The 20,108-nt window shown below is 65.9% G+C and carries 16 protein-coding genes; 9 read left to right on the top strand and 7 right to left on the bottom strand.

Translation table 11 applies throughout. The annotated features are described in order from the left end of the window. Positions 1-54 precede the first annotated feature (54 nt). Complete coding sequence (locus tag ABE546_RS17285; protein WP_070426982.1) at positions 55-930, bottom strand: plasmid replication/partition related protein; 876 nt, start codon at positions 928-930, stop codon at positions 55-57. A gap of 79 nt (positions 931-1,009) precedes the next feature. Further along, on the bottom strand, positions 1,010-2,362 hold the full coding sequence (locus ABE546_RS17280) for an aspartate aminotransferase family protein (RefSeq protein WP_346464574.1): 1,353 nt from the start codon (positions 2,360-2,362) through the stop codon (positions 1,010-1,012). Positions 2,363-2,476: 114 nt separating this feature from the next. Here ABE546_RS17280 and ABE546_RS17275 point away from each other — a divergent pair, with 114 nt between their 5' ends. Continuing rightward, entirely contained in the window at positions 2,477-3,979 is a 1,503-nt protein-coding gene (locus tag ABE546_RS17275; protein WP_346464573.1) for an aldehyde dehydrogenase, read from the top strand. 6 nt (positions 3,980-3,985) lie between these two features. On the opposite strand, the gene ABE546_RS17270 is transcribed toward ABE546_RS17275, so the two are convergent. Continuing rightward, complete coding sequence (locus tag ABE546_RS17270) at positions 3,986-4,618, bottom strand: hypothetical protein (protein ID WP_346464572.1); 633 nt, start codon at positions 4,616-4,618, stop codon at positions 3,986-3,988. Between the two features lie 174 nt (positions 4,619-4,792). Here ABE546_RS17270 and ABE546_RS17265 point away from each other — a divergent pair, with 174 nt between their 5' ends. Further along, positions 4,793-6,070 (top strand): MFS transporter, encoded by a 1,278-nt coding sequence (locus ABE546_RS17265; RefSeq protein ID WP_313217782.1) that lies wholly within the window; start codon positions 4,793-4,795, stop codon positions 6,068-6,070. Here the strand turns inward: ABE546_RS17265 and ABE546_RS17260 are convergent, their stop codons facing one another. The 4 genes from ABE546_RS17260 to ABE546_RS17245 all read right to left on the bottom strand — a co-directional run bounded on the left by ABE546_RS17260 (position 6,071) and on the right by ABE546_RS17245 (position 12,041). After that, the gene (locus tag ABE546_RS17260) at positions 6,071-6,532 is read right to left on the bottom strand and encodes a bacteriohemerythrin (RefSeq protein ID WP_313211262.1); all 462 of its coding nucleotides are present in this window, start codon (positions 6,530-6,532) and stop codon (positions 6,071-6,073) included. It abuts the gene before it with no gap. A 70-nt stretch (positions 6,533-6,602) separates the two neighbouring features. Continuing rightward, entirely contained in the window at positions 6,603-7,949 is a 1,347-nt protein-coding gene (locus tag ABE546_RS17255) for a diguanylate cyclase (protein ID WP_346464571.1), read from the bottom strand. Between the two features lie 741 nt (positions 7,950-8,690). Next, complete coding sequence (locus tag ABE546_RS17250) at positions 8,691-10,253, bottom strand: MASE1 domain-containing protein (RefSeq protein WP_346464570.1); 1,563 nt, start codon at positions 10,251-10,253, stop codon at positions 8,691-8,693. Positions 10,254-10,754: 501 nt separating this feature from the next. Further along, a complete protein-coding gene (locus tag ABE546_RS17245) occupies positions 10,755-12,041 on the bottom strand; it encodes an FAD-binding oxidoreductase (protein ID WP_313211258.1) in 1,287 nt (428 codons plus the stop codon). Between the two features lie 197 nt (positions 12,042-12,238). Between ABE546_RS17245 and ABE546_RS17240 the strand changes: the two genes are divergently transcribed. The 7 genes from ABE546_RS17240 to ABE546_RS17210 all read left to right on the top strand — a co-directional run bounded on the left by ABE546_RS17240 (position 12,239) and on the right by ABE546_RS17210 (position 20,075). After that, positions 12,239-12,997, top strand: coding sequence for a gamma-glutamyl-gamma-aminobutyrate hydrolase family protein (locus ABE546_RS17240; RefSeq protein WP_346464569.1), 759 nt, complete (start codon positions 12,239-12,241; stop codon positions 12,995-12,997). Beyond that, on the top strand, positions 12,994-14,391 hold the full coding sequence (locus ABE546_RS17235; protein WP_123728825.1) for a glutamine synthetase family protein: 1,398 nt from the start codon (positions 12,994-12,996) through the stop codon (positions 14,389-14,391). The genes ABE546_RS17240 and ABE546_RS17235 overlap by 4 nt, the downstream gene beginning before the upstream one ends. A gap of 131 nt (positions 14,392-14,522) precedes the next feature. Further along, positions 14,523-15,629 (top strand): polyamine ABC transporter substrate-binding protein, encoded by a 1,107-nt coding sequence (locus ABE546_RS17230; RefSeq protein WP_313211256.1) that lies wholly within the window; start codon positions 14,523-14,525, stop codon positions 15,627-15,629. A gap of 122 nt (positions 15,630-15,751) precedes the next feature. Continuing rightward, positions 15,752-16,885, top strand: a complete 1,134-nt coding sequence (potA, locus tag ABE546_RS17225) for a polyamine ABC transporter ATP-binding protein (protein ID WP_346464568.1) — start codon at positions 15,752-15,754, stop codon at positions 16,883-16,885. After that, positions 16,882-17,793: an ABC transporter permease subunit gene (locus tag ABE546_RS17220; protein ID WP_259260210.1), complete on the top strand. Its 912-nt coding sequence runs from the start codon at positions 16,882-16,884 to the stop codon at positions 17,791-17,793. The genes potA and ABE546_RS17220 overlap by 4 nt, the downstream gene beginning before the upstream one ends. Beyond that, positions 17,790-18,635: an ABC transporter permease subunit gene (locus ABE546_RS17215; RefSeq protein ID WP_313211255.1), complete on the top strand. Its 846-nt coding sequence runs from the start codon at positions 17,790-17,792 to the stop codon at positions 18,633-18,635. Before ABE546_RS17220 ends, ABE546_RS17215 begins: the two co-directional genes overlap by 4 nt. 75 nt (positions 18,636-18,710) lie before the next feature. Then, positions 18,711-20,075 (top strand): NAD-dependent succinate-semialdehyde dehydrogenase, encoded by a 1,365-nt coding sequence (locus tag ABE546_RS17210; protein ID WP_313211254.1) that lies wholly within the window; start codon positions 18,711-18,713, stop codon positions 20,073-20,075. Positions 20,076-20,108: the final 33 nt, after the last annotated feature.

The raw sequence follows: 20,108 nt of genomic DNA, 5'->3' as shown, positions 1-20,108 counted from the left end.
CCACGTACCCCATCCGACGGTTGTTCGCGGTGCCGGACAGCGGCCGGCACTACCTCAGATGTCCGCCACCTGCTTGCGCAGCGCGGCCAGCTGCTGGCGCAGGGTGTCGTTTTCCAGGGTCAGCGCGATGATGCGCTGGCGCAGCTCGGCAGGGCCTTCGCCCAGTGCGTTGAGCGCATCGGCGATCTCGGCGGCGCGGCTGGGGTCGACCTCGGCGTCGCCGTCGGCACTGTGCAGCACCTCCTGGACCGGCTTGCGCGGCTTGCGCTTGGACTCGCGCACGCGCTTGGCGGCCTGCTTGAGCTCGTCCTTGCCGGCGGCGGCCGCGGCGCGTTGTTCGTCTTCGGGCAGGTCGGCCACGGCGGCCGCGGCGCTGATCGAGATCACCCCGGTCTTGACCGCTTCCACCAGCTCCGGTGCGGCCTGCTTGTGGATGCGCTCGATCATCGTCACCTGGCTGCTGCTCAGGCGCGCTTCGCGGGCCATGTCGGCGCGGCTGACCTTCGGCGCGGCCGCCCACGGCGGGCTGTCCTCGTCACCAGCATCGGCCGGGCCGCTGATCTCGCCATCGCTTTCCTTCTGCAGCTGGGCCTGATCGGCGCGGTGGCGCTCGGCCAGGATGTCGCGCTTGCGCAGCGCCAGCACGCCACGCTGGAAATCGGAGACGCTGCGGCGCCCCAGGTGCTGCTCGATCATCCACAGGTGGACGTCATCCATCGACTGGAAGCGGGTGTTCTGGATCGTCTGGAACGGCAGGCCGTGCTTCTGGCAGATGCCGTAGCGGTTGTGACCGTCCACCAGCACCTCGCCCCACAGCACCAGCGCATCGCGGCAGCCTTCGGCGAGGATGCTGCGCTCCAGGGCGTCGTGCTCGTCCGGGGTCAGCGGGTCGATGTAGGCCTTGAGTTCTTCTTTGACGACAATGTCCATGCAATCCGGTACGCGAGCGAAACGTGACCGACCATTGTAAGGATCGCGGCGGTCGCCGTCGTCGCCGGTGGATTCAGCCTCAGCCGGTGGCGCGGATCATCTCGCCCAGTACGTCCACGATCCGGTCGATATGGCTGCGCTCCAGGATCAGCGGGGGCGACAGGGCGATCACATCGCCAGTGCAGCGCACCAGCAACTGGCCATCGCGGAAGCAGCGCTCGAACACCTCGTAGCCACGCGCGCCGGGGGCGTCCTTGCGCGGCATCAGCTCGACAGCACCGATGAGCCCGAAATTACGGATGTCCACCACATGCGGCAGCCCGCGCAGGCTGTGCAGTCGCTCCTGCCAGTAGTCGCCCAGCTCGATGGCGCGCTCGAACAGATGCTCTTCGGCGTAGGTATCCAGCGCCGCCAGGGCCGCTGCGCAGGCCAGCGGGTGGCCGGAATAGGTGTAGCCGTGGAAGAACTCGATGGCGGCCGGTGGGCCCTGCATGAAGGCGTCGTGGATCACTTCGCTGGCCAGCACCGCGCCCATCGGCACCGCGCCGTTGGTCAGCCCCTTGGCCAAGGTCATCAGGTCCGGGGTGACCCCGAAGCGCTGCGCGGCGAAGGCGTTGCCGACCCGGCCGAAACCGGTGATCACCTCATCGAACACCAGCAGGATGCCGTGCTGGTCGCAGATCTCGCGCAGGCGCTGCAGGTACCCCGGTGCGGGCAGGATCACCCCCGCCGAGCCAGCGATCGGCTCGACGAACACCGCCGCGATCGTGGATGCATCGTGCAGCGCGATCAGGCGTTCCAGGTCTTCTGCGAGTTCGGCACCGTGGCGCGGCAAGCCGGGGCTGAAGGCATTGCGCTCCAGATCGAGCGTGTGGCGCAGGAAATCGCTGCCGGGCAACAACGGCCCGAACGTCTTGCGGTTGTTGGGCAGGCCGCCGATCGACAGGCCGCCGAAGCCGACGCCGTGATAGGCCTTCTCCCGGCCGATGAAGCGGGTGCGGTGACCCTCGCCGCGCAGGCGATGGTAGGCCAGCCCGATCTTCATCGCGGTGTCGACCGCCTCGGAGCCGGAGTTGGTGAAGAACACATGGTTCAAGCGGCCCGGTGCCAGCGCGGCCAACCGCTGGGCCAGCACGAAGGGCAAGGGGGAGGCCATCTGGAACGGTGGCGCGAAATCCAGCGTGGCCGCCTGCTGCTGGATCGCCTGCACGATCCTCGGCCGCGCATGCCCTGCGTTGCAGCACCACAGGCCGGCCGCGCCATCCAGGATCGGACGGTCGTCGATGTCGTGGTAATACATGCCCTCCGCACGCACCAGCAGGCGCGGGGCCGCCTTGAACTGGCGGTTGGCGGTGAATGGCATCCAGTAGGCATCCACGTCTGCGGGTGCCTGGCTGGCCAGGGTCGACAACGACGAATCGGGACGAGGCATGCGGCACTCCGCAAGGGCGCGATGGTCACGACTTTATCGCACTCGCCTCACGTCATCCCGTGATGGCGCCGGGTATAACCGCCTTGCCCGAATGAGTGAGCGAGGAGGACGCCGATGACCACCGCACGCACCCGTGACGACTGGCAACGCCAGGCCGATGCACTGACCTTCCAGGGCCAGGCCTTCATCGATGGGCGCTACGTGGACGCCGCCAGTGGCGCGCGCTATGACTGCGTCAGCCCGATCGATGGCCGCGTGCTGGTGCAGGTGGCCGACGCCGACACGACGGACGTCGATCGGGCGGTCGCAGCGGCGCGGCGCAGTTTCGATGCGGGCGACTGGTCGCGGGCGGCGCCCTCTCATCGCAAGCAGGTGCTGCTGCGGCTGGCCGACCTGGTGGAACAACACGCCGATGCGCTCGCGCTGCTGGAAACCCTGGACATGGGCAAGCCGGTCCGCGACGCACGCGAGGGCGATCTGGCCGGTGTCGTGCGCTGCCTGCGCTGGACCGCCGAGGCGGTGGACAAGGTGTACGGCGAGGTTGCCCCGACCGCGCTGGATACGCTGGGCCTGATCACCCGTGAGCCGGTGGGCGTGGTGGCGGTGATCGTGCCGTGGAACTTCCCGCTGCTGATGGCAACGTGGAAGATCGCGCCAGCCTTGGCGGCGGGCAATTCCGTGGTGCTCAAGCCCTCCGAGCGCTCGCCGCTGAGCGCGATCCGCCTGGCCGCGCTGGTGGCCGAGGCGGGGGTACCTGATGGCGTGTTCAATGTGCTTCCCGGCCATGGTGAGCGCACCGGCGAACCGCTGGCGTTGCACATGGACGTGGATGCGCTGGCGTTCACCGGCTCCACCGCCGTCGGTCGGCGGTTGCTGCAATGCGCCGGGAAATCGAATCTCAAGCGCACCTGGCTGGAGTGCGGCGGCAAGAGCCCGAACCTCGTGTTCGCTGATGCGCCCGATCTGGACAAGGCCGCCCAGGCCGCTGCCACCGCGATCTTCTACAACCAGGGCGAGGTGTGCACCGCCGGCTCGCGCCTCCTGGTCCAGCGCTCGATCAAGGATGCCTTCGTGGCCCGCGTACTGGCGCATGGCCGGCATATGCAGCCGCAGCATCCCTTCGAGCCGGATGCCGCGATGGGCGCACTGGTCGATGAGGCGCATGCAGGCCGCGTGCTGGATTACGTAGCACGCGGCGAGGCCGAGGGCGCACGCCTGCTGCTGGGGGGCAAGCGGCTGGAGGTGGTGCCGGGTGGCAGCTATGTCGAGCCGACCGTGTTCGACGAGGTCGATCCGCAGCACACCATCGCCCGCGAGGAGATCTTCGGGCCGGTGCTGTCGGTGCTGACCTTCGATCATGAAGACGATGCCCTGCGCATGGCCAATGATTCGATCTACGGGCTGGCCGCTGGCGTATGGACACGCGACCTTGGCCGTGCGCATCGGGTAGCACGCGGGCTGCGTGCGGGCAGTGTGTGGGTCAATCAATGGGATGGTGGCGACATGACCGCCCCATTCGGTGGCTACAAGCAGTCCGGCATCGGCCGCGACAAATCCCTGCACGCCTTCGACAAGTACACCGAACTCAAGGCGACCTGGATCCACCTGGGCGGCTGACGCCGCTCAGCAGTCCTGGCTGTGGCGGATCAGCGACTCGCGCAGCAGGTCGCGATCCATTTCATCCACGGCGTTGCGCAGGTAGTCGATCTGCTGCCGCGTCAGGCGGCACGGGTCCACCGTGTAGCCCGGGGGCCACGCGCCGATCAGCTGGAAGATGCCGTGCACGATCTGCTCCGGGGTCATCCCCGCCTTCATGCGGAAGCGCTTGGGTTTGGGCTGGAATGCCGGGTGTACCTCCCGGTCGCCCAGCACACGCGGAACCAGCAAGGCGGCATCGATGCCGTTGCCCATCCGCGAGCCCGGCACGCTCAGGTCCAGTGCGGCGCGTGGCGCCTGCGGATCCACCGCCGCAGCATGTGATGCGATGGTGGGCGTGGCCACGCGTGGCGCAGGCAAACGCTGCGAGGCGGCGGGCTGCGGCATAGGGGGCGCGGGAGTCGCCAAGGGTGGGGGAACCGGCGCAGCCAGCGGCCGCACCAGCCAGTACACCGCCAGGCGGGCCTCCTCCGCAGCGCCACTGGGGGCCGGAGACCGCAGCAGCACGCCCAGCATCAGCCCGTGCACAACGATCACCACCGCGATGGCGACCGGCTGCGCCCAGCGCAAGGGGGCGGCACTCTTCCGTGAGGCTGACATCCGGGGACCGTCCTGGCGGGGTGACCGCGTTGAGACCCTGCGGTGCCGGGGAAGTTCCTGCCGGATGCGCAGGTCGCCGAGGCGGTCACAGGCTGACAGTCTCGTCTGCAACCATTGCGGCAGCCAGCGGAAGGCCGTGGCAGAATCCGGCAGCTGCCTTTTTCTGCGTGCCCGATGTCCACACCTGCTGTCGCCCCTGTCGTGAACTCTCCCCGCCGCATTCTGCTGGCGAGCCTGATCGGCACCACCATCGAGTTCTTCGATTTCTACATCTACGCCACCGCCGCGGTGCTGGTGTTCCCGCACCTGTTTTTCCCCGAAAGCAGCGATGGGGCGGCGATGCTGCAGTCGCTGGCGACCTTCGCGGTGGCCTTCATCGCGCGGCCGGTCGGCTCGGCGGTGTTCGGTCACTACGGTGACCGCATCGGGCGCAAGGCGACGCTGGTCGCTGCGCTGCTCACGATGGGCATCTCCACCGTGGCGATCGGCCTGCTGCCCACGCATGCCAGCATCGGGCTGGTCGCGCCGGCACTGCTCGCGCTGTGCCGCTTCGGGCAGGGCCTGGGGCTGGGGGGAGAGTGGGGTGGCGCCGTGCTGCTGGCCACCGAGAATGCGCCGCCCGGCAAACGCGCCTGGTACGGCATGTTCCCGCAGTTGGGCGCACCGCTGGGCTTCCTGCTTTCGGCCGGTATCTTCCTGCTGCTGGGCCGCGCGATGAGCGAGGCCGATTTCCTGCAATGGGGCTGGCGCGTGCCGTTCCTGGCCAGTTCGCTGCTGGTCGGCATCGGCCTGTGGGTACGCCTGAACATCCACGAGACCCCGCAATTCCAGGCCGCGCTGGACCGCAACGAGCGGGTCAAGCTGCCGATGTGGACGGTGCTGCGCGAACATCCGCTGACGCTGGTGCTGGGCACCCTGGGGGCGTTCGCCACCTTCGTGCTGTTCTACCTGATGACGGTGTTCACCCTCGGCCACGGCACCACCGTGCTGGGCTACTCGCGTGAGCAGTTCCTGCTGCTGCAGATGGTCGGCATCCTGTTCTTCGCCGCCGGCATTCCCATTTCCGCGTTGTACGGCGACCGCTGGGGTACGCGCCGCACGATGATCGTGGCCAGCGGCCTGATCCTCGCCTTCGGCGTGGTGTTCGCGCCGCTGTTCCAGGCCGGCAGCCCGTGGCTGGTGCTGGGGTTCCTGGCGCTGGGCCTGTTCCTGATGGGCCTGACCTACGGCCCGTGCGGCACCTTCCTGGCCGAGATCTACCCGGTGCAGGTGCGCTATACCGGCGCCTCCTTGTCGTTCAACCTGGCCGGCATTCTCGGTGCTGCACCGGCGCCGTATGTGGCGACGTGGCTGGCCGAGCGCTATGGCCTGGTCGCGGTGGGCTATTACCTGTGCGTGACCGCATTGATCACCATCGTCGCCTTGCTGGCGATGGGACGGCGCGGACGCTGATCAGCGGAAGAAGCGCTTGAGCGTGCGGCCCAGCCAGCTGCCCTGCTGGTGGTCGCGCGCGAACTGGTTGAGGTGTTGTTTGACCTGCGGCGCGTACGCCTTGTCATCGCCACGGATATGGTTGAACAGCCAGCGCGACAGCATCGTGCGCAGCTCGTCGGTGATGTCCTCACCGGCCTGGAAACGCAGCCGGTACTCGCCCACGCGCTTGCCGAAGATTTCGTGCACGCGCTTGTGCGCCGCGCAGAACGGGTAGCCGGCTTCCTCCATCAGCTCTTCTTCGAAGGCGAAGTGGGACATCGTGTAGTCCACGAGTTCGTCGATGACCTCGGCCACGGCCAGCCGCTCCAGGCTCTTCTGGGCGACGTGCAGGTGGTTGAGCATCTCCACGATGCGCATGTGCTGGTGATCGATGACATCGATACCGATGTTCAGATCGTCCTGCCAGACCAGAAGTGCCATGGTGCGTTCCCCGCGCTGTTCAACTGGGGGCGACTCTAGGCAGTCGCGGCCGGGGCCGCGTTGATCTCGATCAAGGCGCCAGGGTAGGCTCGCGCTGGCGTGGGCCGGTCGCCACGGTGGCGCAATGGACGCGATTGCGGCCGCCGGCCTTGGCCAGGTACAGCTGCCGATCGGCCTCGGAAATCAGCCGGTGCAGGGAATCGCGCTGCGGCCGCAGACAGCACAGCCCGATGCTGACCGTCATGCGCAGGGTGGTGTGGCCCAGGTCGACCTCCAGCGCGGCGATGCGCTGGCGCAGTTCGTCGAAGTAGTGCACGGCCTGCTCTTCATCCATGCCCGGTACCAGCAGGCAGAACTCCTCGCCGCCGAAGCGTGCGATCAGATCGTCCTGGCGCGCATGCTGGGCGACCGCTGCGGCCACCGCGCGCAGCGCATCGTCGCCGGCCTCGTGGCCATGGGTATCGTTGATGTGCTTGAAGTGGTCGATGTCGATCATCGCGACAGCCACCTGTTCGCCATCCAGGTGCAGCTGCGGCAGCTGACGCTGACTCTGCTCCAGGAAGCAGCGACGATTCGGCAGCCCGGTCAGAAAATCGCGGGTAGCCAGGTCCTGCAGGGTGCCGATCAGCTCGAGCTGGTCCACGTTCTGCGAGACGCGGCAGAAGAACTCCTCGCGCGAGAAGGGCTTGCGCAGGAAATCGTTGGCGCCGTTCTTGAGGAAGCGCGGAATCAGCGAGGGATCGGTATTGCCGGAAATCCCGATCACGGCCAGCTTGTCGCGCGAGCGCATCGTGCGCAGGCGGCGGGTGAATTCCACGCCCTCCATGCCTGGCATCTCCTGATCGACCACCGCCAGCCGGATCGCCGGGTGCGCCTCGATGGCCTTCAGTCCCTCGGCGCCGTCAGCGGCCTCGTAGACATCGTGCCCATACATGCGCAGCAAGGAGGCGGCGTACATCCGCGCCGACATCGAGTCATCCACCACCAGCGCGGCGATGCGCCGGTTGCGCTCCAGTCGTTGCACGAGCCACACCAGATAATCGATGCTGCCCGGGGTATTCTTGAGCACGTAATCGATGATCTTCTGCTGCAGCACGCGCTTGCGCAGATCCTCGTCATACACGCCGCTGACCACCACGGTGGGCAGCCCGCGCGACAGGAAGTAGTCCACCACGGTATCGCGGTCGCCATCGGCCAGCACCAGCCCGGTCAGGACCAGGAACCAACCCTGTTCCTCATCCAGCAGCCGCCCGGCCTCGGCCAGGCTGGTCGCCACCGAAACCGGCAGCTCCAGCCGCTGCTCGATCGCCTCACGCAGCATGCTGGTGAACGTGCGCGAGTTTTCCACCAGCAGGATCCGCTGGGGCAGGGCATCACCGGGGTCGCTGAGAACAGCGCCCTGCAACAGTGCCGGCATGAGGCGTACGCTCGGTTCCGAGTGGGTCGGGACTGGTAGCGGCGGTTTCACGCGTAACTTTAGGGAGAGGGGTGCCGCGAAATGTCGCAGCCTCCGCCTGGTTGCCGGGTGGGGCGTCGTCCTGTGCTGGCCGCTCAGGCGGCCCCGGCTGATCGATGGATGTCCGCTTACGGTTACTATCGCTGAAGTTCCCCTCAACGTTTTAATCAGGAGGTAAATGTGCGCATTCCAAGGATTGTTGGTGTTGTGGGTGTCGTTATTCTCGCGTCGGTTCCGATGGTTGGAATGGCGCAGTCAGATGGACACGGAACTCCTCTGGCAAAAAGTGGACTGGGCAGGGCGCAGCCGATCGCGGTCGATCTGAGTTTGGATCCACAGTGGCACGTGTATGGGTTCACGCGCGATGGAATCTCTTATTTCCAGGTAAATGATTTCGTGGGGCGCGTTCAAGTGATCATCGGAAATGTAGATGATGCGTTCTGGACCCTGCCCGCTGGCGAAAGATCGGCGAGTGTGTCGTTGCCACGGCAGCGCGTACGGCCGCCGGCAAACGCAGCGAGGGCCGAGATTTATAGAGGTTCCCGCTTCTCGCTGGTTCTCTACGGACATGGCAATGATGCTGTGTGGTCCGTTGAGGTCGCAGGTCAGCAGCCTTAGGATTCTGATAGATAGCCAGCGTTGACGTGCTGCCGCCTAGAGTGCGGCAGCACGTCAACGCACTTTGGAGGGCACCGGAAGGATCTATTGTCCAGATCGGATGCTTTCCCGCACCCAGTTTTGCCGCGGCATGTCTGTCGCTCTGGCGGGGGAGCGCGCGGCTGCCTCCGTGAGCACTATCCTGATGCGGTTGCGGCGGCAGTGTACAAAGCCGCCGTAAGCAAGAGGCAGGCCTGCCAGATGCTCATCCACCATGGCGACGGTTGTCTCGGACAACGGCTGGGCTGAATCAAGCAGTGCTACCACTAAAAGGATTCCCCGTTGCGACCCGAAACCCCCGCAGCGGGCGCGGACCATTATCTGTCCAAACTCATGCTCCAAAAGCAGGGGTACCGCTTCAGTGAGCGCACGATAGGCCGCGAGCTGAAGGCCTGTACTCAACATGCAAGGGTCGCCTTCCAAGCGAGGCCGAGTCACCCGGTTGCTCTGGTCCCAGCATTCACGGACGCCGCCGGCTTGCAGTGCAACGTAGAGGCCCAACTGATCCAATGCCGTTGGATAGACCATGCTTGCCTGTGTGCGGAACTGCTGTGAATGCAACGTTGCAGTGTTCATCAGCCCGTTTGCTATCTCATGGTGACCCTGCAGTTTCAGCCAGGTCACCACCTCTTTAAGCGATACCTCGATACCATCGCCAAGCTTCCTGAGATGAAGTGCACGTTCTCGTAGACCTTTTTCACTGGCCATGTGTGAATTGCGCGCCAGTTTTAGGGCGTTTCTCTCGCCGTCATCACGAATCTGATAGCGATGATAATAGTGCGTAATGCGTGAGCCGAACAAAAGCAGCGCGATACTCGCAATGGCCATGATCATCTGCGTCGTAAACGTTGTCGCATCAAATGCCAGTGGATACGGTTTTGGCGTCGTAAGCCCAATGATGAGGTTGAGTGACGGCACGGCAATTGCCGCCCCACGCCAACCAAGAAGACAGGTAAGCGCTATCGCCGGTAGCGCCATCAACAATTGCAGGCTGCTCTTGACCGTGGCGGACTCTGCAGGAACGAGCGCAGAAGCGATCCCGGTCAATATCATCAGTGCCAGTGCGGCGATGCTCGGCGTCAGGAAACGGCCTGTCCATGCAAGTTCCGTGCGCCTACTTGCCCATAGCAGGGCAAGAGGGACGACCGTCAGAATGCCGATGAAGTCGCCCACCATGTAGCGCGCCGCGCCCGTAAGGAGGGGGACATCTGGAGTCGGCCAAAGCAAGTGCATCAAAACCAGGTTCAACGAGGTGACGGCTACGGCTGATGCTGCGCCAACCGAGAGCAACCAAGCCTGCGTGGTGGCGATCACCATTTTGCGATGCAGTCGCACGATCGTTGCCACCGTGGGCATCAGCGAGACGGAGGCGAGAATGACCCACGCCAGCCCGTACTTCTCCACCATCGGGTAACGCATCTGCGCGAAGTAGGCGTACTCACCCAGGAACAGATAGGGCCACAGTCGTGGTGGACAGAGCAGCAGTGCAGCCACGCGTATGCCGGCAGGCAGGTAGAACTGGTCGAGGGACAGCTTGCGTGCGCCCCAACAGGCAAAGGCATAGATGACGGCAAGGACAAGCCCGATCGGCTCGATGCGCAGATTCAACTGAAGTCCATTTTTCCACCATTCTCCTCGCACCGGCTCCCCCTGTTCGTGCCGTCAACATCCCTGTGTATCAATGCCGCGATCAGATTGGACGGTATATACACGCGCCGGATTATGCAATTGCGCAAGTGGTCCGGCGCGATGGCGCGCGCAGTGTATGGATTCACGCGCGGGCATGGGTCGGGGCCATGGGCGTGACACATATCTCATTTTCTTAGGAAACTCTTCACGCTCGTCGTAGGGCCCGCAGTCGAGCTGCGCCGCGGATACACAGATGACGTCCCGTGTTCGAGGCGCGCCCATCTCTGCCACTGCAGGCCTTGATATGACGCATTCTCCACACATCGTTGCGCTGTGACGCGCGTCGTGCGCAGCAGGAGATGCGCTCCCATGCCATCTGCTGGCACTCCCGGTCTGGCGCTGCCGGGAAACAGAGCGACCGCTTTCAGATGTCGCGCCGTGTCTCACTTTACCCGTGGTCGCCGAACGCCCCTTGCGCCCTCACCACAACGCATCCCGCAGCTTGTACCAGGACATCGCCGCAACCAGCAGCGGGGTTCGCAGCATGCGCCCGCCGGGGAAGGGGCGGTGCGGAATGCGTTCGAATACATCCAGGCGCTCCGCCTGGCCGGCGATGGCTTCGGCCAGCACCTGGCCCGCCAGGCCCGCTGCGGCAACACCGTGGCCCGAGAAGCCCTGCGCGAAATAGACATTCGGGGTCAGTCGGCCCCAGTGCGGGGCGCGGTTGCGGGTGATATCCACATAGCCGCCCCACACGTACTCCAGCTCCACGTCGGCCAGCTGCGGGAACACCGCGCGCATGCGCCGTGTCATCACACCGCGCAGGCCGGGCGGGGGCAGGGCGGAGTAGCTGGCCTGGCCGCCGAACAGCAGGCGGTGATCACGGCTGAGGCGGAAGTAGTCCAGTGCCCAGCTGACGTCGGCCACGGCCATGTCGTTGCGGATCAGCGATTGCGCCCGTGCTTGCCCAAGGACCGCACTGGCACCGATATAGGTGCCGACCGGCATGATCCGCGATTCCAGCTCCGGCGCGATGCCCTCCAGCCAGGCATTGCCGGCGATCACCACGTGGTCGGCGCTGACCGTGCCGTGCGCGGTGCGCAGCTGCGGCCGGGGCCCGCGGATCAGCTGCAGGACCGGGGACTGCTCGTGGATCACCGCGCCGGCCGCCTCCGCGGCACGGGCCAGGCCCTGCGCGTAGGCCAGCGGATGCAGGTGGCCGCTGTGGGGATCGAACATCGCCCCGCGATAGCGGGGGCTGTCCAGCTGCCCGCGCAGCTGTGTGCGGTCCCACCATTGCAGTGGATAGTCGTAGCGCTGGGCCAGATCGATCAGCCCGGCGCGCAGCATGCGCTCCTGGCGGGGTTTGATCGGCACGCTGGCATGGCCGTCGCGCCAATCGCACTCGATCTGGTGGCGGACGATGCGGTCACGCAGCAGGCGCATGCCATCGCGCGAGAATTCGAACAGCGCCCGCGCGTCTTCAGCGCCCACCAGATGCTCGAGCGTATCCACTTCGCAGCCGTAGCCGACGATCGCCTGACCACCGTTGCGGCCGGACGCCCCCCAGCCCACGCGGTGCGCCTCCAGCAGCACGACGCGATAACCGCGCTCGGCCAGGGTCAGGGCGGCGGACAGGCCGGTGTAGCCGGCACCCAGCACGCACACGTCGGCGCTCAGATCCCCCGTCAGCGGTTCACGTAGCGGCGCGCCCGGCACGCTGTCGGCGTACCAGCTGGGTGCATGCGCCTCGCCGGCAGCCGTCATGCCGGGCACCGGCGGGGAGAGGACAGGACAACAATCATGGACAAAGGATGCCAGCAACCGGCGCGCGGGACAGGGGTCAGTCTGTCGCAGCTACTGCCGCAGGCGTGTGAGGGGGGCGCGCACCGCCGATGCGGCGCTGTGTTGCGCGAGGTCTGCGCACGGGGGTAACGTGGCTGCAGGTCATCCGAGCATGACGCATGGTCTCGCCCCCTTGGGTCGGACTGCCCACCGACAGCACGATGCTGGGCCATCATCCCTTCGCGGCGGCGGGTGAGAAGTACGTCCGCGCGCTGGCCGAGGCGGCCGGTGTCACCCCGGTGCTGCTGCCCAGCCTGCAGCCGCCGTTGCCGGCCACGCATTGGCTGGACCGCCTGCAGGGCCTGCTGCTGACCGGTGCGGTGAGCAATATCGAACCGCATCTGTATGCCGGGCCGCCGAGCTGGCCCGGCAACCGCCATGATCCGGCGCGCGATGCGAACGCGCTCTCCCTGTTGCAGGAGGCGCTGGCCCGCGACCTGCCTGTGCTGGCGATCTGTCGGGGTTTCCAGGAATTGAACGTCGCGCTCGGTGGCAGTCTGCACCCGCGCGTGCACGCGGTGCCGGGCATGAACGATCATCGTGAAGACCCGGAGGCGCCGGTGGCGGTGCAATATGGGCCGGCGCATGCGGTGCACCTGTGTGAGGGCGGTTGGCTGGCCGGCTGGGCCGGCGCGCCCACGGCACGGGTCAATTCCGTGCACGGGCAGGGCATCGATCGCTTGGCCGAGGGCCTGCAGATCGAGGCCGTTGCTGAGGATGGCCTGATAGAAGCCGCCCGCAGCACCGCGCATCGTTTCGTGCTCGGGGTGCAGTGGCATCCGGAGTGGCGGGTGGCCGACAATTCGTTCTATCACAGCATTTTTCACGCTTTCGGCGATGCTTGTCGCCGCAACTCTCTTACAGCAGACCGGTCATGACCACCCGAACGCGTTCGCGCAAAGCCGCCGCCCCCAAGCCTGTTCCGCAGGAGAGCACGCTGCTGCGCTGGCTCAAGGACCGGCGCATCACCGAGGTGGAGTGTCTGGTGCCGGACATCACCGGCAACGCGCGCGGCAAGATCATTCCGGCCGACAAGTTCTCGCACGATTACGGCACCCGCCTGCCGGAGGGCATTTTCGCCACCACGGTCACCGGCGAGTTCCCGGACGATTACTACGAGCTGACCTCACCGTCGGATTCGGACATGATCCTGCGCCCGGATGCCGACACCGTGCGCATGGTGCCGTGGGCGACCGATCCCACCGCCCAGGTCATCCACGACTGTTTCACCAAGACCGGCGAGCCGCATGAGCTGGCCCCGCGCAACGTGCTGCGGCGCGTCCTCAATGCCTATGCCGAACTGGGCCTGCGCCCGGTGGTGGCACCGGAGCTGGAGTTCTTCCTGGTCCAGAAGAACACCGACCCGGACTTCCCGCTGCTGCCGCCGGCCGGTCGCTCCGGGCGTCCTGAAACCGCGCGCCAGTCCTACTCGATCGATGCGGTCAACGAGTTCGATCCGATCCTCGATCTGATGTACGACTACTGCGATGCGATGAAGCTGGACGTGGATACGCTGATCCATGAATCCGGCGCGGCGCAGCTGGAGGTCAACTTCACCCACGCCAATGCGATGGATCTGGCCGACCAGGTCTTCCTGTTCAAGCGCACCATGCGTGAGTCGGCCATGCGCCATGGCATCTACGCCACCTTCCTGGCCAAGCCGATGGAGAACGAGCCGGGCAGTGCGATGCATATCCACCAGAGCCTGCTGCGGATCAGCGACGGCAGCAACGTGTTCACCGGCGAGCATGGCGGTGAGGATTTCAGCCCGTTGTTCGGGCACTACCTGGCCGGCCTGCAGAAGTACGTGCCGGCGGCGATGGCGTTCTTTGCGCCAAACGTGAACTCCTACCGCCGGCTGATGTTCGGCGAGGTCTCCCCGAGCAACGTGCACTGGGGCTTCGACAACCGCACCTGCGGGCTGCGCGTGCCGCTGGATACACCAGAGAACATGCGGGTGGAAAGCCGGTTCGCCGGCTCGGATGCCAACCCCTACCTGGCCATCGCCGCCACCCTGGCCGCCGGCCTGCTCGGCATCCGCGAGCAGGGCTCCCCCACCGCGCCGATCAGCGGCAGCGCCAAGGAACTCGGCTATGACCTGCCGCGCTCGCTGGGCGAGGCGCTGGACGGGCTGGAAGGCTGCCCGGAACTGCGCGAGATGCTGGGCGAGCGCTTCTGCCGCGCCTATGTGTCGGTCAAGCGCAAAGAATACGAGACCTTCTTCCGGGTGATCAGCTCCTGGGAACGTGAGTTCCTGCTGCTCAACGTCTGACCGAGCCACCGGATCCGGCATGGCCGTGAGGGCCATGTGCTGGGAAAATGGGGGCATGCCCGGTAGGCTGGCACCCGTTGCGCCGGTCCGGCCGGTTCCCCCCAACTCGCACCTGACCTGTGGAGAGTCCGATGAAGCTGCGAATCCTCACCCTCGGCATTGCCGTATCCGTGCTGACCGCCTGTGGCGGCGGTGACAAGCAGGACGACGCCAAGGTCCTGAACGTCTACAACTACAGCGATTACATCGCCGAAGACACCATCCCGAACTTCGAAAAGGCCACCGGCACCAAGGTGACCTATGACGTGTTCGACAGTGATGAGATGGTCGAAACCAAGCTGTTGGCCGGCAACAGCGGCTACGACGTGGTGGTGCCGACGCTGAACTTCTTCGGCCGCCAGATCAAGGCCGGCGTGTTCCTGCCGCTGGACAAGAGCAAGATCCCGAACCTGGCCAACCTCGACCCGGACGTGATGAAGCGCATCGCGCAGCAGGACCCGGGCAACGAATACGGTGTGCCGTACATGATCGGCACCACCGGCATCGGCTACAACGTGGAGCTGCTCAAGCAGCGCTTCGGTGGCAGCACCGACATCGCCAACAGCTGGGATCTGGTCTTCAAGCCCGAAAACATCGCCAAGATGAAGGACTGCGGGATCACCATCCTGGATACGCCTTCGGACATGATCCCGATCGCGCTGCACTATCTGGGCGAAGATCCGCACAGCCAGGATCCGGCCACGCTGGAGAAGGCGGCCGCGCTGCTCAAGAGCATCCGCCCGTACGTGCAGAACTTCCACTCCTCGCAGTACGTGGGCTCGCTGGCCAACGGCGGCACCTGCCTGGTGGTGGGTTGGTCCGGTGACATCATCCAGGCCCGTGACCGTGCAGCTGAAGCTTCCAATGGCGTGACCGTGGCCTACTCGATCCCGCGCGAAGGTGGCCCGCAGTGGTTCGACATGCTGGCCATCCCGAAGGATGCCAAGCACCCGGAGGCCGCCTACGCCTTCATCAACTACCTGCTGGAGCCGAAGGTCGCCGCGGCCAACACCAACTTCATCCATTACGCCAACCCGGTGACCGCGGCCACGCCGCTGGTGGACGAATCGATCCGCACCGACCCGACCATCTACCCGCCGGCCGATGTGGCGGCGAAGATGTTCACCTACTCGATCAACACGCCGGAGGTGGACAAGCTCTACACCCGGTTGTGGACCGAGGTGAAAACCGGGCGCTGACCGCCCCTGCGACGCCGGCCCCGTGCCGGCGTCGTCGTTTCAGGGGGTAGGACATGACGCGGCCACCACCGGTAAAATGGCATTCTCCCCCCGTCCCGCCGCCGCTCCCGGAGCCGCTGACCATGCCATTTGAAGCCAAGCCGGAAGGCGCGGTCCTCCCGGTCCTGGAACCGGGCTACCTGTCCATCCGCGCGCTGCGCAAGGAGTTCGACGGTTTCGTCGCGCTCGACGACGTCACCCTGGACGTGCGCAAAGGCGAGATCTTCGCGCTGCTCGGTGGCTCGGGCAGCGGCAAATCGACGCTGCTGCGCTGCCTGGGCGGCTTCGAGACCCCCACCCAGGGGACCATCGACCTGGACGGCCAGCGCATCAACGCGCTGCCCCCGTACCAGCGCCCGATCAACATGATGTTCCAGTCCTATGCGCTGTTCCCGCACATGACGGTCGAGCAGAACATCGCCTTCGGCCTCAAGCAGGACGGCATGGCGCGCGATGCGATCAACCGCCGCGTCGGCGAAATGCTGGAGCTGGTGCAGCTGGGCAAGCTGTCCAAGCGCAAGCCGCACCAGCTCTCCGGTGGCCAGCAGCAGCGCGTGGCGCTGGCGCGGTCGCTGGCCAAAGGGCCCAAGCTGCTGTTGCTGGATGAACCGATGGGCGCGCTGGACAAGAAGCTGCGCTCGCAGATGCAGCTGGAGCTGGTCAACATCATCGAGACCACCGGGGTGACCTGCGTGATGGTCACCCACGATCAGGAAGAAGCCATGACCATGGCGACCCGGATCGCGGTCATGGATGCCGGCTGGATCCAGCAGGTCGGCAAGCCGGATGAAATCTACGAGCAGCCGGCCAACCGCTTCGTGGCCGAGTTCATCGGCTCGGTGAACCTGTTCGATGGCGTGCTCGATGAGGACCTGCCCGAGTACGTCACCGTGCGCACGCCGCTGTTCCCCGCACCGATCTACGTCGCCCACGGGATCACCGGTTACGAAGGCCAGCCGGTGGCGTTCGCACTACGCCCGGAAAAGGTGATGATCGGCAAGGACGAGCCGGCGGGGGATACCAACAAGGCCCAGGGCGTGATCGAGGAGATCGCCTACTTCGGCAGCCATTCGGTGTTCCATGTGCGCCTGCCGAGCGGGGCCAAGGTGCTGTCCAATTTCGCCAACTCCCAGCGCTGGGCCAGCGATGGCCTGACCTGGGGTGACACCGTCTGGGTGCACTGGCGCGACAACGATGGCGTGGTGCTGACCTCATGACCGCGACCGGCTGGAAGCGCTGGCTCCCGGGCACGCGCGCCGGCGTGATCGCCGCGCCGTACCTGTGGCTGCTGCTGTTCTTCGCGGTGCCGTTCGTGATCATCCTGATGATCTCCTTCGCGCGCACCCAGGTCGGTTCGCCGCCGTATACCTGGCTGCTGGAGTACGTGGATGGCGCCTTCTCGCTCAAGCTCAACCTCGGCAGCTACGCAGCCCTGGTCAAGGACAACCAGTACGCGCTGGCGTACCTGAGCTCGATCAAGATCGCGGTCATCTCGACCCTGCTCACGCTGCTGATCGGCTACCCGATGGCGTACGTGATCTCGCGGATGAGCCCGGCCGCGCGCAACGTGGCGATGATGCTGGTGGTGCTGCCCTCGTGGACCTCGTTCCTGATCCGGGTGTATGCCTGGATCGGCATCCTGGACCGCAACGGCCTGCTCAACCAGCTGCTGCTCAAGCTCGGCCTGATCGATGCGCCGCTGCAGATCCTGTACACCCCGACTGCCGCCTACATCGGCATCGTTTACTGCTACCTGCCGTTCATGGTGCTGCCGCTGTACGCCAACCTGGTCAAGCTGGACAACCGCCTGCTGGAAGCGGCCTACGACCTCGGCGCCAAGCCGTGGCAGGCCTTCGTGCGGATCACACTGCCGCTCTCGCGCACCGGCATCATCGCCGGCTGCATGCTGGTGATGATCCCGGCGGTAGGGGAGTTCGTGATTCCGGAAATGCTCGGCGGGCCGGATACGCTGATGATCGGCCGCGTGCTGTGGGGCGAGTTCTTCAACAACCGCGACTGGCCCACGGCCTCGGCGGTGGCGATCGTGATGCTGGCCCTGCTGCTGGTGCCGATCCTGCTGTTCAACCGCATGCAGCAGCGCGAGCTGGAAGGAAAGCTGGCATGAGCATGGTGCGCAGCAACCGCTGGCTGGGCTGGAGCCTGCTCGGGCTGGGCTTCGCCTTCCTGTACCTGCCGATCCTGTTGTTGATGGTGTACTCGTTCAACGCCTCCAAGCTGGCCACGGTATGGTCGGGCTTCTCCACGCGCTGGTACGGCGAGCTGTTCAACAACCGGCAGATCCTGGATGCGCTGTGGATCAGCCTCAAGGTCGCGTTCTGGACGGCCTGCGCGGCCACCGTGCTCGGCACGATGGCCGCGATGGTGATGACCCGCATGCGCCGCTTCCCGGGCAAGACCCTGTTCGGTGCGTTGATCACCGCGCCGTTGGTGATGCCCGAAGTGATCCTGGGCTTCTCGCTGATGACCCTGCTGGTGGCGATGGGCGGCATTCCCGGCTTCCCCAGCCGTGGCGTGACCAGCATCTGGATCGCGCACGTCACCTTCACCCTGTCCTTCGTGACGGTGGTGGTGTCCTCGCGCCTGCAGGAGCTGGACCGCTCGCTGGAGGAGGCCGCGATGGATCTCGGCGCGAGCCGGTTGAAGGTGTTCTTCCAGATCACCCTGCCGATCATCGCCCCGGCGCTGGTGGCCGGCTGGCTGCTGGCGTTCACGCTGTCGCTGGATGACGTGGTGATCGCCAGCTTCGTGGCCGGCCCGAACTCGACCACCCTGCCAATGAAGGTGTTCTCCTCCGTGCGGATGGGCATCAAGCCGGAGATCAATGCCCTGGCCACCTTGATGGTGCTGGCGGTGTCGATTGCGGCCGTGGTGGGCTGGTACATCACCTCCCGCGCCGAGAAGCGTCGCCAGCGCGACATGCAGATGGCGCTGCAGGACCCCGGCTGAACGTCATCCCGATCCGGCAACATCCGGATCACGGGGCGGGGCGCACACTGCGGGTCTGACTTTTGGAGACCCGCGATGACCGCTGACATTATCAATCCCGCGACCGGCCAGGTCACGTATCGCCATGAACTGCTCACCGCCACGGAGGTCGAGCAGCGCCTGGCCGCTGCCGCCGAGGCGTTTCCGGCCTGGTCAGCGCGTTCGCTGCAGGAGCGCGGGGCTATGCTGCGCGCCATCGCGGCCCAGCTGCGCCAGCGCAAGGGTGACATCCAGCAGGCGATGACCACCGAGATGGGCAAGCTCAAGCTGGAAGCGCTGGGCGAGATCGAGAAATGCGCCGAGGCCTGCGAGTTCTACGCCGATCACGCGGCCGATTACCTGAAGCCGCAGCTGATCGACACCGAGGCCCAGCGCAGCTACGTGCGCTACGAGCCGATCGGCTGCGTGTTCGCGGTGATGCCATGGAACTTCCCGATCTGGCAGGTGTTCCGTTTCCTCGCGCCGGCGTTCATGGCCGGCAATGTGGCGCTGCTCAAGCACGCCAGCAACGTGCCGCAATGCGCTGACCTGATCCTGGCGGTGTGCCGCGATGGCGGCCTGCCCGAGGGCGTGTTCGATGTGCTGCATATCGACAACGACCAGGCCGCCGAGGTGCTGCGCGACAAGCGTGTCAAGGCGGTCACACTGACCGGCAGCGAGCGCGCCGGGCGGTCGATTGCGGCCAATGCCGGTGACCAGCTCAAGAAGTGCGTGATGGAACTGGGCGGCAGCGACGCCTTCGTGGTGCTGGACGATGCCGATCTCGAGAAGACGGTGGCCGCAGCAGTGAAGTCACGCTTCGACAACAGCGGGCAGACCTGCATCGCGGCCAAGCGGTTCATCGTGGTCGATGCGATCGCCGATGCGTTCGTGGAGAAGTTCGTCGCCGCTGCAGGCAAGCGCGTCTACGGGGATCCGCAGGACGAGAAAACCACGCTGGCGCCGATGGCACGCGCGGACCTGCGCGACGAGCTGCACAAGCAGGTGCAGGACAGCATCGCCAAGGGCGCCACGCTGCTGCTGGGAGGCGAGCCGGTGGCGGGTTCGCATGCCGGCTATCCGGCGACCATCCTGGACAACGTCACCCCCGGCATGCCGGCCTACGACGAAGAACTGTTCGGCCCGGCCGCCGCGATCCTGCGGGTCCGCGATGACGCCGAAGCGCTGCGCGTGGCCAACGACACCACCTTCGGGTTGGGCGGCAGCGTGTGGACGACCGATGCGGCGCGCGGCGAAGCCATCGCCCAGCAGCTGGAGTGCGGTGCCGCCTTCGTCAACGCCATCGTCAAGAGTGACGTCCGGCTGCCGTTCGGCGGCAGCAAAAGATCCGGCTTCGGTCGTGAACTGGCCGAGCATGGCATCCATGAGTTCATGAACATCAAGACGGTTTACGTGGCGTGATGCCACGGATCGGGCAGGAGCCGACCGTTGGTC

The sequence above is a fragment of the Stenotrophomonas sp. TWI377 genome (assembly GCF_039674525.1).
Taxonomy (GTDB): Bacteria; Pseudomonadota; Gammaproteobacteria; order Xanthomonadales; family Xanthomonadaceae; genus Stenotrophomonas.
This window is presented reverse-complemented; position numbering and strand designations above follow the sequence as displayed.